Genomic DNA, 11,791 nt, shown 5'->3' with positions numbered 1-11,791 from the left:
CGTGAGTTACGACGTCTACCTCGTCATCGACACCGGCGGCCCGGAACCCGCCGCCGTCGTCGACGTCGGCAACTACACCAGCAACGTCTCAGGCATGTGGGAAGACGCCCTCGGCTACCCGCTGAAGAACCTCCACGGCTGGCAGGCCGAGGACGCCCGCACGGACCTTCAGCAGGCAGTCCACGACATGGAGACGCACCCCGAGGCGTACCGGGCCATGAACCCGCCGAATGGCTGGGGTGACTACGAGGGCGCCCTCGACTACCTGCGCCGTCTCGGCGACGCCTGCCGGGCCCACCCGAAGACCACCATCCACATCTCGCACTGAACCGCCCGCACGAACGGAGCACGACCATGGACACGGACACGCCCCGCTGCACCGCCTGCGGCCGGAACCTCTGGGACGACGAACTCGGGCACTACGGCTGCGGCGTCTGCCTCCGGGCGACCGACCGACGTCTGGCCGAACTCGCCGGCCCGGACGGCCTGTACGCCCGGCTGTCGGGCGCGCTGATGCCCGGCTCGGCGTCGGGTGACGGCCGCGTCTCCGGCTCGCGAACAGCGCCCCTGCCGCTGCGGCTCGAACCGCTCAGCCTCGCCTCCCGCGGGGGTGTGGTGACGGTGCTCCAGACGTGGTGCGTCGACTGGTTCGACCTCCTCGGCTTCGGCTACCCCCGCGCGGTCGGCGACCTCCAGGCCCAACTCGACCAGGCCGTCAGCCGGCTGCGGGGAAACATCGGCTGGGCCGCCGAGAAGCACCCGGCGTTCGACGAGTTCGTCGGGGAGGTCCGGCAGTTGGTTGCGGCCTGCCGGGCGCAGACCACCGGCGAACGCCCCGAGCGGCGGGTGCGCGTCTGCTGCCCCTGCGGCGGGACGCTGTCCGTCACGCTGAACACCGAGGGGCGGCGGTGCGGCGGGTGCTCGACGAGCTACACGTGGGCAGAGCTGCGGGAGCTGCCGCTCGCGGAAAGGAGCGCGGCGTGACGGTCGCACTTCAGCTCGAATTGTGACGTGTCCGTGTTCTGATATTCACTTCGCCCGTAGCTGTCATGCTGGTGAATATCCCCTTATCCGATGGTGATCATCGGTGACGGATGGGGCTCCCATGACCAACTCCCCCGACACCCCGGGCCGCCGTCGCTTCAGCGTCTCCGAGCGTGTCGCCTTCTACCTCGCCTCCAACGGGCGCTGCGCCCAATGCGGCACGGCACTCCAGCCCGGCTGGCATGGCGACCACGTCACCCCGTACTCCGCAGGCGGGCCCACCGACGCCACCAACGGCCAAGCCCTCTGCCCTACTTGCAACCTCAAGAAAGGAAGCCAGATGAGCAACTGGAACGGCCCCGCGCTGCGAGGCTGGCAGCGTGAATGTCTTGACTCGTACATCGCGAAGGACGGCACGGACTTCCTGGCTGTCGCCACCCCTGGTGCCGGCAAGACGACCTTCGCGCTCCGCCTCGCCTTCGAACTCCTCGAAGCCGGGACCGTCCAGCGAGTCGTCGTGGTCGTCCCAACCGAGCACCTGAAGGTTCAGTGGGCCAACGCAGCCCACCGCTGCGGCATCGACATCGACCCCACCACCAAGAATGCCAACGGGCTGGAGGTCGCCACCGACTACCGGGGTGCGGTCCTCACCTACGCCCAGGTGTCCACACAACCGGACCTGCATCGCATGGGCTGTCGCCGCCCCACCCTCGTCATCCTCGACGAGATCCACCACGCAGGCGACGAGAGGGCCTGGGGCGATGCAGTCCGGCACGCCTTCGGCGCCGCAGCCCGCCGCCTGTCACTGTCCGGCACCCCGTTCCGTTCCGACAGCAACCCCATCCCGTTCGTCACCTACGGGGCGGACGGCAAGTCGGTGGCCGACTACACCTACGGCTACGGCCGCGCGATCCGCGACGAGGTCTGCCGCCAAGTCGACTTCCACTTCTACGACGGTGAGATGCGGTGGATGGACTCCGGCACCGTCACCTCCTCGGCAAACCTGTCCGCCGAACTCGTCAACGGCGACGCCTCGGCCGTGTTGGACACCGCCCTCGACCCAGGCACCGGGTGGATGCGCGGCGTCCTGGAGGTGGCGGACAGGACGCTGACCGACCTGCGGGATGAGGCGCCGAACGCGGGCGGCCTCGTCATCGCCTACCGGGGTCGTCACGCCCGCGCCTACGCCCAGATGCTGAAGGAGATCACCGGCGAGGAGCCGACGGTCGTGCTCAGCGAGGACGGGCCGGCTGCGAACGCGGCGATCGAGCGGTTCGCCGACAGCGGGGGCCGGTGGCTCGTCGCTGTGCGGATGGTCTCGGAGGGTGTGGATGTGCCGCGGCTGGCCGTAGGTGTGTACGCCACGAAGACCAAGACCGAGATGTTCTTCCGCCAGGCCGTGGGCCGATTCGTGCGTCGTCGGGCCGGCGAGGAGCACGCTGCCGTCGTCTTCGCTCCGGCCCTCCCGGGGCTTCGGATCATGGCTGCGCAGATCGAGCAGGAGATCCAGCACGAGATCGACCGTGAGCGGGAGGAAGCCGAGGAGGGCGTGATGCGTGAAGGTGGCGAAGGTCAGCTCAGCCTCATTCCGCACGTGCCGATCGGCGCGTCGGCTCCGGTGTTCGACCGCGCCATCCACGCCGGCCAGGAATACACCGCCGAGGAAAACGCGAAGGCGGAGGTGCTGCTGCGCAAGCACGGCTTCCCGGCCAGCGCGCTCGCTTCGCTGCGCAAGCTGGTCCGCGAGGATCTGGCGTCGGAGCAGCCGGTGACGGTGCCGCAGCCTGTCGCGGATGCGGTCACGCCCACGTACAAGGTCAAGAAGCAGCTGAAGACCCAACTGTCGAGCGCCGCTCGGCGTCTCGCCCTGTCCACTGGCGTGGAGCACAAGGCGGTGCAGTGGGAGATCAATCAGTTCATGGGGGTGTCGGCCCGCGACAAGGCGACCGTCGAGCAGCTGCGCAAGGGGCTCGAATATGTGGCCCGGCGACTGAGTGACCGCCCGTGAGCGAGAACCCTCTGCGCGCCCGGGGGAGTGTTGTCGATGCGCTGTCGTCGGCGCTGGACCGGGGTGGGCACGGCCTGAGCAACGTGCCCGTCCTCCTGCACCGGCTGTTGGTTGAGGAAAGCTGGCGGGACTTCGAGACCATTCGCGGTGAGCAGGTGCACTACGACCGGTTCCTCGACTTCGTCACCACCCCGCCACTGAAAGGGCTGGGCACGGAGATAGAACTCGTGAAGCGCATAGTGCGGGACTCTTCGGAGACGCTGGATCTACTTGATGAGGCGCTTCGTGGTCAACACGGCGGAGATCGAAGCAAGAGGGATAACATAACTCTTGCTCCCCAGCCCTCCGGTACTTCCCGGGAAGCCGGTTTGCGCCGCCTCCGGAAGGACCGCCCCGACCTCCACGGCCAAGTCCTCGAAGGCCGCCTATCCACTCATGCCGCCATGGTCGAGGCCGGATTCCGCCGCAAGAAGATCAGCGTGCCCGTCGACACACCCGAGAACACGGCCCGCGCACTCCGCCGCAACCTCAGCCCGGAGGACATCGCCGAGCTCGGACGTCTTCTCGGACGACAAGACGAATGAGAAACCACGACGAACCCCCCGACCCAACCCGGGCCGGGGGGTTTCGTCGTGCCGCCTACGCGCCGGCCATCTCCCGCCGCAGCGCCCGCAGCCCGTCCACCCACGCCTCCGCGCGGGCGATGAAGAGATCCGCCTCCACACCGGATAGCTCGGCCGTCGACTCGCCCTGGATGAACAGGGCAGCCTCCGACCGCTCGCCCGTCTCGTCCAGCCGCACCAACTCGGCGCGGGCCAGGACGCCGGCGCCCGGGACATCAAGCTGGATCTGCTGCGAGAAGTGCGGGGTCAGGGACGGGCCGGCGTCATGACGGGAGGCGGCGCGGTCCTTGCACCACGGCGGGCACGGGGTGGGGTGGTGGAGCGCGGTCGGGGCCTGGGTCGGCGTACTCACGCGACCACCCCCCGGAGCAGCGCCTCCAGCTCGTCGCACTCCGGCGACATGGCGGGGAACAGGCTTCGGATCGTCGCCAGGTCCGACAGGCGGTCGGCCAGGGACAAGTCCGGCGGCGGGGGCTGCGCGACGATCGCGGCGAGGGCCGCGGGGGTGAGTGCAACCGGAGTTGTATGCACAAGCTGTTGCGGTAAAGTCACTTGAGTCCTCGATTCATGGCGTGGATCGGGTTCTGATCTCGCGGGCTGGAACCCGCCGGGTCTTGCGGCGGCCAGGTGCTCTAACACCTGGCCGTTGCGCTGTTCAAGGGCACCGTACAGAGTGCCGACGGGATGGTCTAACTGCCGTCATTTCGGGGCCAGATCCGTTAGCGTCTGTGTATGGCTTGATCATGTTCTTTCAGGCGGGCATCTTCTCGTCCAGGTATGTCTGCACCGGCTCGAAGAGCCCGTAGGGCACGTACTCCGGGATCTCGCCATGGGCGACCCACGCGACGGCGTCCAGTTCGTCGGCGTCGGCGACGCGCGCGGTCCCGGAGATCGGGCTGCACGCCGTGTACGACATGAGCCGGCCGGTCTTCGGGTGCACCCGCTCACCGAGGAGCTTCACCGCCTCGACGGTCAGCCCGGTCTCTTCCAGCGTCTCCCGCACGGCCGCCTGCTCCGCGGACTCGCCCAGCTCAATCGCGCCGGCCGGGAACTGCCACGAAAGCTGGCCTTCCCGGACGCGGCGGCGCACCATCAGCACCCGTCCGTCCTGAACGATGATCGCGGCGGAGATGCCGGGCTGGTCGGTGGTCTGGTCGGTCATGCGTATTCCTCCAGGGCGTGCAGGACGGGCGGGTAAATCCGGTCGGGCGGGATGAAGCGCGGCACCTCGCGTATGGGCACCCACTGGACGGCGGCGTTCTCGATCACGTCGAGGTTGGCTGCGTCGCCGGTGAGGTGGTCGCAGAGGTAGTAGTCGGCCATGACGCCGGTGACGGGGTGGAGGCGGCTGCCGAGGTGCTGGCGCACCGCGCAGTGAACGCCGGTCTCGGCGTGGGCCTCCTGCACGGTGACGGCTTCCGCTGCGGCGCCGGGCTTCACGACGCCGGCGGGGAACTGCCACGAGAGGCTCGCGTCGCCCCGGCGGCAGACGAGGAGCACGTCGCTCCCGCGGACGACGACGGCGATGGCGACACGGAGCGCCTGTGCCGTGACCGCGGCCGGCGGCCGGGTCAGGCGGTCGAAGCGTCTCCGCACGGATGGACTCGCATTCTCGTAGGTGGTGTCGAGGGCCTGCTGGATCTCGGGGCGCGGGACGATATCCGGGTTGGCGTGCCACGAAGCGACGGTGCGCACTGCGACCCCCAATCGGTCGGCGAAGCCCTCGTTGCTCTCGCGGAGTGCTGCCTGAAGTGCGCAGGCAGCCTGCCCCGTCCATGCGTCTACGACGTCCACTATCGGCGCTCCGAGGGTCGGTCAGCAGCGATGTGCACTAACGATGCCTTGGTGCTGCGCTGCTTCTGCACTGAAGCCTCATCGCGAGGCAACGCCATGACGCGTTGACTCGAAGGCATGGTGACCCCTGGCCGGCCTGCCGCGCTACCCGTCGCTCTTGATGCTGCGCACCGTGGGTTCACGACGCGGCGGCACGCCAGCCGCCTTGGCGATCCGGCCGACGTGATTGCGGTCGTAGGGGCTGTGATCGGCGACCTGGCCGGGGCGGGCATTGCGCTCGCGCAGGTGCTTGATGATCGCGGAGTGGAGGGCCTCGCGCCGCTGGTCGACTACACGAACGGCAGCCTCATAGGCCGCGGTCAGTTTGTCGAGTTCTCGGAGCGCCGTTTCCTCGCGCTCCTTCTCCTCCTCCGTCATGGGTGCATCGTCCCACATCAGGCTGCAACCGCCAGATGCAAGGTGTCGGGTCGTCAGGTCGATCCTCCGGAGGGCTTGCGAACGCTTCATCATGTTGCAACTATAGGAGTCAATCGAGCCGGACGGAAGACGAGGGACGAGAACTCGTGAAGACCTTGCTGACCACCTACACCCCCACCCCCATGTCGGCCGCCGACGTAGCCGCCCACGACAAGGCCACCTACGTCCGCACCCCGGCCCCCCTCCCCCCCCCAGACCCGCGCCGCGCTCCTCGCCGAGCTGCGCGCCGCGGTCGCGTCGGACGACTGGGGCAAGGCGCTGGACATCGAGCTGGCCGCGTTCGAGGAGGACCGGGCGCACCCCGACCAGCCGCGGCTGATGGACAGCGTGCGGGCGATCGTCGGTTCGGGCCGGAAGGCGGTGGCCTGATGGACGCGATCATCACCGGGCTGGCCGTCCTCGCGGGTGCGCTCGCCAGCGGGGTCATGCAGCACCTGACGACGTCCCGCCGGGAGCGGGCCGAGCGTGCCGAACGCCGCCGGCGGCAGCTCGCCGAGGCGGTCCCCGCGCTGCTGGCCGCGATCGTCGGCCACCGTGAGCACCAGTGGTTGAAGGTCGCCGCGAAGCGTGACGGACTGTCGGACACGGTCGAGGCGCGGCAGGCCCGCTACGCCGCCCGCTCGGCGGTCACGTCCGCGATGGACGCCCTGTACATGGCCACGCAGGACCGTGCGCTGCTCGTCGCCGCGCAGAACGCGGTGGATGCCGCGATGGCCTTGGGCGATGCCGCGGAGGATGAGCTGGATGCGGCCGGGCTGTGGGCCCGCGAGGCACACACCGCGCTGCGTAAGGCCGCCGCGAAGGCGGTGGCCTGAGATGCGCACCCGCCCCGCTGCCGTGCTGGCGCAGCTCCTCGCCATCGCCCTGTTCTTCGCCGCCCCGGAAGCGTTCGCCACCACGGCCAACGCGGTTCTCGCGACGCTGCACTTCCTCCTCACCTCCGAGTTGGGCGCCGCCGTGCTGGCGGTCGCGCTCATGGTGACGCTGCTGTGGCTGGCCGCCACGTCGCTGGGCCGGCCGCGCAGGGGGTGGGTGGCGTGACGGCCCGCCAGGACGGCATGCCGCCGCTGGCCGCCGCGCGCGTCACGGCCCGAGAGGTGCTCGACCACTACCGGGTGACCGACGTGCACAGCCTCAAGGCACTCGCCGAGGCGTACAGCGCGCTGTTCACCGCCCTCGGGCGCCTCCTGGACGCCCACGACCGAGAGGAAGGGCTGTGACCACCCCGCCGACGAACGGCACCCTCCTGCTGGCTCGGGTGATCTGATGGCTGCCCGCCGGAACACCAAGACCCGCGCCCCGGCGAAGGCTGCCGCACCCTCGGCCGCCGCCGCCAAGCAGCAGGCGGAGAAGCTGCTCACTCAGGCACGGGAGGAGGCCGAGGCCGTCCGCAGTCAGGCTGCGAGCGAAGCTGAGCAGTTGCTCAAGGAAGCCGCCGCACGCCTCGAAGAGGCGGAAGCCGCGGTCACGGAATCCGAGGCCCGTCGCGATGCCGCCACCCGCGATGCCGAGCGGTGGAAGGGCAGCGCGGAGGCTGCGCAGCGTGGGGTGGAGTCGGCGCGTCGCCGAGCGGAGCGACTGCTCGTCGATGCCCGCGACCGTGAAGCTGCGGCGCGGCGTGAGGTTGAGCAGGCGCAGACTGTCCACTCCCGGGCGGCGCTTGAGGCCGACCGGCTGCGGCACGAGGCCGCCGTCGAGTCGGACACGGCGCGGCAGGCGGCGCGCACGGTCACCGAGGAGGCCCAGGAGCTTCTGGCTCAGGCCCGCGCTGACGCTGACGCGGTGCGCGCTCGCGCCGAACAGGACCGGCAGCAGGCTGTCGCGTATGCCGAAGAGCAGGCGCGGGCGGTGGAGGCTGAGGCGCGCGAGAACCTTGAGCAGGCGAAGCAGATCCGCTCTCGGGCGTCCGGCAGCGTGAGTAACGCTGCACAGCAGGCCAAGTCCTTGCGCGCCGAGCGCCGCCAGGTGCAGGCGACCGCCCGCCGCTGGGCGGTCACGGTCATTGCCGTGTCCACCGTCATCACCGTCTTCGGGTCGGGGAATGCGCACGACGTTCTCGCCCGGCATCACACCCCTGAGCCGTGGGGCTGGTTCCTGTATCCGGCTCTGGAGGCCGGGCTCATCGTGGAGATCCAGATCGGCGGCGCTCTCGCCGCACTGGGTCGCCGTGTCGCGTTCTGGGGGGCCGCCCTCCGGGTCGTCACGGCGCTGGCCGCCGTGACGGTGTGCGTGTTCGGCCCGGCGGAGCGCGGCGACGTTGCTGGCGCGGTGCTCCATGCGATCGGCCCGGTGGTCCAGTTCTGGCTCGCCGAGTTCCTCGCCGCCGCCCGGAAGCAGTTCAAGGAAGCCGCAGAGGATCTTGAGACGCGTGCCGTGGAACTGCTCCGGCCGCCGCCGGTTGAGACACCGAAGCCGCCGCAGTCTCAGCGTGCAGTCTCACCGCGCCAGCGGTCCCAGAGGCGGCGTGAGACCAAGCCGAAGCCGCCGCCGCAGAAGCGTGAGACAAGTGAGACTGCCCCGCCTCGTGAGACCGGGAAGCAGAAGGTCTCACCCATAGGTGACGCCGACCGCGAGCGTGAGGTCTCGCGCCTCGTTGCGCTCATGCGCGAGCGCGGCGGAGCGGATGCGGTCTCACTCGACAGCGATGTTGTGCCGCTGCTGTCTCACCTCTCCCGAGCCACCTGCGACCGGCGCCTGAAGCGCGCCCGGGAGCAGTACCGCCAGTCCGCGTAACCCCAACCTGAGGAGTCTGATGGCTACCCCGATCCAGCGCCCGGCGGCACCTGTACCGAATGGGCGCCCGTCACCGAACGGCCGCGGCGCGCCGACCACCCCGCCGCCGAACGTCAAGAACGGCGGCGGGTTCAACACGTCGCTGAACCCCACGATCAACATCACCAAGATCCAGGGCGGTGCGCCTGCTGCTCCGGCCGCCGGCCAGAACGGCGCCGCGAAGGCCGCCCCCGGCGGCGACTTCATGTCGAACGAGGACATCCAGGCGTACTGCGAGCACGGCCGGAAGGCCGCGCGGAACCGGGCGGTGACGGTGGCTCTGGACGCGGCGATGCTGGAGGGCCGGCTGCGGAACATCCCCGACCAGTTCGGGAGCATGTCCGGCTCGCGGGCCAGGGCGCGGCGCGTGACCCGCTGGCTGAAGCGGGTTGCCCAGGCCGAGAAGCTGATCGCGAAGTGGTACACGGCGCTGTACAGCGCGTTCGAGCGCGAGTACGAGGCCGAACTGATGAGGATCGGCAAGGCGCGCACGCAGCAGAAGAAGCCGCAGAAGTTCGGCTGGTTCTGATGCCCGACGTCTACATCGCCGCCGGGGCCGCGCTGCTGTTCGCGGCGTGGCTCCGGCTGGAGTTCTACGTCCTGATCCGCGACGGCCTGATGATCGCCGCCGGGCTGTTCTTCGCCTACATCCTCGCCGCCGCCCAGGTTCGCGGCTGACACCCCACTGACCTGCACCGACATCGCGCTGACACTGGAGCTGACACCGTGGCTGACACCCTCAAGAACGACGCATGGAAGGGCGTGAAGTCGCCGCACGCGCGCCCGTGGATCGCCCTGGCCGGGCAGGTGCCGGCGACGTTCGCGGCGAACGCCGCATGGGGCGGCAGCCCGCTGGCGGCCGTCGGCATCACCGTCGCGTCGGGCGCGCTGACCGCGGCCACGTGGTGGGCGGGGAGGGACACCAGCGCGCAGCGGCGCATCCACGCCACCGCCACCACCGCCTGCGCGACCGGCTACTTCACCGCCGCCACCTACTCCGACCCGCTCGGCGGCACGCAGCTCTCCTGGCTGGTGATCGGCGGGGCGGCGCTCGCCGCGTCGTGGAACGTGCGCAAGACGCTGCGGGTCAACCCGGACTCCAAGCAGCAGGGCGAGCAGGCCGGGGAGACCGGGGTGCTGGTCAAAAGCCTCGGGAAGGCCAGGGCCAAGCTCAGGGGCGAGCCGAAGGTGGAGCCCAACAAGGTCACCGCCGAACTGCAACTCGACAGCGGCAACGTCACCCCCGACGACATCACCAGCCGCGTCAAGAACATCGCCAGCGAGCTGAAGGTCAGCCCGAACAGCATCCGCTTCGTGACCGACCCGGAGCGCGCCGACCGTCTCTCCATGGTGGTCGTCCCCGAGGACATGCTGAAGACGCCGACCCCGTGGGCGGGCCCCTCGGCGCCCGGCGGGTCGATCACCGAGCCGGTGCACGTCGGGATCTACGAGGACGGGCAGCCCACGGTGCTGTGGTTCCCCGCCGGCCCCGGCCGCAACGGCACCCACTTCCTGTTCGCCGGCATGAACGGCTCCGCCAAGTCCACCGGCGCCTCCGTGGCCATCGCCGAGACGCTGACCAGGCACGACGTAATCGTGTGGGCGGTCGACCCCAGTAAGGGCGCGCAGACGTTCGCGCCGTTCCTGCCCTACCTGGACTGGGTGGAGATGTCCACGGCGGGCGGAGAGGCGATGATCGACGCATTGCAGCAGGTCATCACCGCTCGCGCCGACGCCCTGGGCCGCGCCGGGTTCAAGAACTGGACCCCGGAGGCGTTCGCGGCCCTCGGCATGCCGTTCATGGTCGTGTGGATCGAGGAGGCCGGCCGGTTCTTCCGCGACGGCACCGAGATGGAAGGGCTGGTCATGGAGGCCCGCTCCGCGGGGATCTCCGTCATCATCAGCCTGCAGCGTCCGTCCGCTTCCAGCATGCCCACTGACGTGCGCGAACAGCTCGGCGGGGTCCTCTGCTTCGGCGTGAAGGGCGCCACGACCGCCGACATGGCGCTGCCGGAGGATGTGCGGGACGCCGGCGCGCGCCCGGAGGCGTGGGAGAACCGCCGCCCCGGCTACGCCTACCTCGTCGCCCCCGGCGTGGACGAGGAGCGCTACCCGATGCCGCTGCGCACGTTCCTCATCACCGACGAGCAGATCACCGAGGCCCTTTCCGCGGCCCCCCGCGTCGCGGCCGACCCGGTGACGGCCATCGCCGCAGGTGAGGCGTATGCGAACCGCGCCATCCACATGCCCGACGACCAGATGCCCGACGACCAGCCGGAGGCCGGAGAGGTCACGATGACCAAGGAGCAGAACGACGAGCAGCGCCAGGCCGATGAAGAGACGCTGCTGGAGCGGCAGGTCGAGCGGGAGATCGCGGGCCGCCTCGGCGCCGACGGCGGCGGCGACGGCGCTGCCGACTTGCGGGGGATCGACGCGGACCGGGAGATCCCGCCGGTCTCCGAGGGGAGGCGGTGGACTTTCGCCGAGTCGGAGCCCGAGCCGGAGCCGGTATCGACGAAGGAGGCCGTGCGGCGCCTGCACGCACTGCTGGATGAACTGCGCGAGGAGGGCCTGGAGTTCATCGGCCCCCGGCACTTCAAGCCGCACGGCACCAAGGGCCGCTACGGCAGGTCTCGGGGATGGCTCTCCGATCAGCTCAACAGCCTCGCCGACGAGGGCGTGCACCTGGAGGAGGTCGAGGACGCCGACCCGGGCACGTACCGGCTGCTGTACCCCGAGCTGACACCCGTCTGACCTGCACTGACACCCGCTGGCACCCGGTCAGGGTGGCAGCGGGGGGTGTCAGACCGGCTGACACCCCCATCCACCTAGGTCAATGCGCGTGTGCGCGCGAGCTGACACCCCCTTCTGACACCCCGCTGGCACCCCCAGCGCTGACACCGAGAACAAACCACAACAAACCTCACCAACCGAACGAGGAGATCGAGATGGGATTCATGGACCGGATCATCGGCACCCCGGAGGCGCGTGCCGCGCACCGGGAGGCGAAGGGCGAGCTGGATCGCGTCACCCGGCGCGTTGAGTGCGACTCCGGCGAACACGTCGCCGCGAACGACCGCGTGATCGAAACCGAGCAGGCGCTGCCGAAGTGGCGCCGCGGCTGACCGGCCCC

Annotated in this window: 17 protein-coding genes; 12 read left to right on the top strand and 5 right to left on the bottom strand. The window is 70.1% G+C overall.

Features of this window, described 5'->3' with window-relative positions:
* The first annotated feature begins 1 nt into the window (after position 1).
* The 4 genes from QBL21_RS18630 (at position 2) to QBL21_RS18615 (ending at position 3,576) form a co-directional block, all read left to right on the top strand.
* Positions 2–328, top strand: coding sequence for a hypothetical protein (locus QBL21_RS18630; RefSeq protein ID WP_407563347.1), 327 nt, complete (start codon positions 2–4; stop codon positions 326–328).
* A 26-nt stretch (positions 329–354) separates the two neighbouring features.
* Positions 355–984, top strand: coding sequence for a hypothetical protein (locus tag QBL21_RS18625; RefSeq protein WP_407563346.1), 630 nt, complete (start codon positions 355–357; stop codon positions 982–984).
* A 121-nt stretch (positions 985–1,105) separates the two neighbouring features.
* Positions 1,106–2,992: a DEAD/DEAH box helicase family protein gene (locus QBL21_RS18620; protein ID WP_407563345.1), complete on the top strand. Its 1,887-nt coding sequence runs from the start codon at positions 1,106–1,108 to the stop codon at positions 2,990–2,992.
* Positions 2,989–3,576, top strand: coding sequence for a hypothetical protein (locus QBL21_RS18615; RefSeq protein ID WP_407563344.1), 588 nt, complete (start codon positions 2,989–2,991; stop codon positions 3,574–3,576). Before QBL21_RS18620 ends, QBL21_RS18615 begins: the two co-directional genes overlap by 4 nt.
* A gap of 55 nt (positions 3,577–3,631) precedes the next feature.
* Here the strand turns inward: QBL21_RS18615 and QBL21_RS18610 are convergent, their stop codons facing one another.
* The 5 genes from QBL21_RS18610 to QBL21_RS18590 all read right to left on the bottom strand — a co-directional run bounded on the left by QBL21_RS18610 (position 3,632) and on the right by QBL21_RS18590 (position 5,826).
* Complete coding sequence (locus QBL21_RS18610; protein WP_407563343.1) at positions 3,632–3,967, bottom strand: DUF6907 domain-containing protein; 336 nt, start codon at positions 3,965–3,967, stop codon at positions 3,632–3,634.
* Entirely contained in the window at positions 3,964–4,146 is a 183-nt protein-coding gene (locus QBL21_RS18605) for a hypothetical protein (protein WP_407563342.1), read from the bottom strand. The genes QBL21_RS18610 and QBL21_RS18605 overlap by 4 nt, the downstream gene beginning before the upstream one ends.
* Positions 4,147–4,366: 220 nt before the next feature.
* Positions 4,367–4,777: an NUDIX hydrolase gene (locus QBL21_RS18600; protein WP_407563341.1), complete on the bottom strand. Its 411-nt coding sequence runs from the start codon at positions 4,775–4,777 to the stop codon at positions 4,367–4,369.
* Positions 4,774–5,409 carry an NUDIX hydrolase gene (locus tag QBL21_RS18595; protein WP_407563340.1) on the bottom strand — a complete coding sequence of 212 codons (636 nt, stop codon included), beginning with the start codon at positions 5,407–5,409 and terminating at the stop codon, positions 4,774–4,776. The genes QBL21_RS18600 and QBL21_RS18595 overlap by 4 nt, the downstream gene beginning before the upstream one ends.
* Before the next feature lie 144 nt (positions 5,410–5,553).
* Positions 5,554–5,826, bottom strand: coding sequence for a hypothetical protein (locus QBL21_RS18590; protein ID WP_407563339.1), 273 nt, complete (start codon positions 5,824–5,826; stop codon positions 5,554–5,556).
* Between the two features lie 428 nt (positions 5,827–6,254).
* On the opposite strand from QBL21_RS18590, the gene QBL21_RS18585 reads away from it, so the two are divergent.
* The 8 genes from QBL21_RS18585 (at position 6,255) to QBL21_RS18550 (ending at position 11,783) form a co-directional block, all read left to right on the top strand.
* On the top strand, positions 6,255–6,701 hold the full coding sequence (locus QBL21_RS18585; protein ID WP_407563338.1) for a hypothetical protein: 447 nt from the start codon (positions 6,255–6,257) through the stop codon (positions 6,699–6,701).
* Position 6,702: 1 nt separating this feature from the next.
* Complete coding sequence (locus tag QBL21_RS18580) at positions 6,703–6,927, top strand: hypothetical protein (RefSeq protein ID WP_407563337.1); 225 nt, start codon at positions 6,703–6,705, stop codon at positions 6,925–6,927.
* Complete coding sequence (locus tag QBL21_RS18575; protein WP_407563336.1) at positions 6,924–7,106, top strand: hypothetical protein; 183 nt, start codon at positions 6,924–6,926, stop codon at positions 7,104–7,106. Before QBL21_RS18580 ends, QBL21_RS18575 begins: the two co-directional genes overlap by 4 nt.
* A 46-nt stretch (positions 7,107–7,152) precedes the next feature.
* Positions 7,153–8,619, top strand: coding sequence for a hypothetical protein (locus QBL21_RS18570; RefSeq protein WP_407563335.1), 1,467 nt, complete (start codon positions 7,153–7,155; stop codon positions 8,617–8,619).
* 19 nt (positions 8,620–8,638) lie between these two features.
* A complete protein-coding gene (gene traA / locus QBL21_RS18565) occupies positions 8,639–9,187 on the top strand; it encodes a plasmid transfer protein TraA (protein WP_407563334.1) in 549 nt (182 codons plus the stop codon).
* The gene (locus QBL21_RS18560) at positions 9,187–9,336 is read left to right on the top strand and encodes a hypothetical protein (RefSeq protein ID WP_407563333.1); all 150 of its coding nucleotides are present in this window, start codon (positions 9,187–9,189) and stop codon (positions 9,334–9,336) included. Before traA ends, QBL21_RS18560 begins: the two co-directional genes overlap by 1 nt.
* Positions 9,337–9,384: 48 nt before the next feature.
* Entirely contained in the window at positions 9,385–11,412 is a 2,028-nt protein-coding gene (traB, locus tag QBL21_RS18555; protein WP_407563332.1) for a plasmid transfer protein TraB, read from the top strand.
* A 194-nt stretch (positions 11,413–11,606) separates the two neighbouring features.
* Positions 11,607–11,783: a hypothetical protein gene (locus QBL21_RS18550; protein ID WP_407563331.1), complete on the top strand. Its 177-nt coding sequence runs from the start codon at positions 11,607–11,609 to the stop codon at positions 11,781–11,783.
* Positions 11,784–11,791 lie beyond the last annotated feature (8 nt).

The organism is Streptomyces sp. 184, assembly GCF_045781775.1.
Taxonomy (GTDB): Bacteria; Actinomycetota; Actinomycetes; order Streptomycetales; family Streptomycetaceae; genus Streptomyces.
Note: the sequence above shows the minus strand (reverse complement) of the source record. Positions and strands in the feature narration are given on the sequence as shown.

Excerpts from the sequence above, each read along its gene's own strand:
- QBL21_RS18570 (WP_407563335.1), top strand. The coding sequence starts at position 7,153 with ATGGCTGCCCGCCGGAACACCAAGACCCGCGCCCCGGCGAAGGCTGCC.
- traA (WP_407563334.1), top strand. The coding sequence starts at position 8,639 with ATGGCTACCCCGATCCAGCGCCCGGCGGCACCTGTACCGAATGGGCGC.
- QBL21_RS18580 (WP_407563337.1), top strand. The coding sequence starts at position 6,703 with ATGCGCACCCGCCCCGCTGCCGTGCTGGCGCAGCTCCTCGCCATCGCC.
- QBL21_RS18600 (WP_407563341.1), bottom strand. The coding sequence starts at position 4,777 with ATGACCGACCAGACCACCGACCAGCCCGGCATCTCCGCCGCGATCATC.
- QBL21_RS18625 (WP_407563346.1), top strand. The coding sequence starts at position 355 with ATGGACACGGACACGCCCCGCTGCACCGCCTGCGGCCGGAACCTCTGG.
- QBL21_RS18560 (WP_407563333.1), top strand. The coding sequence starts at position 9,187 with ATGCCCGACGTCTACATCGCCGCCGGGGCCGCGCTGCTGTTCGCGGCG.
- QBL21_RS18620 (WP_407563345.1), top strand. The coding sequence starts at position 1,106 with ATGACCAACTCCCCCGACACCCCGGGCCGCCGTCGCTTCAGCGTCTCC.
- QBL21_RS18585 (WP_407563338.1), top strand. The coding sequence starts at position 6,255 with ATGGACGCGATCATCACCGGGCTGGCCGTCCTCGCGGGTGCGCTCGCC.
- QBL21_RS18550 (WP_407563331.1), top strand. The coding sequence starts at position 11,607 with ATGGGATTCATGGACCGGATCATCGGCACCCCGGAGGCGCGTGCCGCG.
- QBL21_RS18590 (WP_407563339.1), bottom strand. The coding sequence starts at position 5,826 with ATGACGGAGGAGGAGAAGGAGCGCGAGGAAACGGCGCTCCGAGAACTC.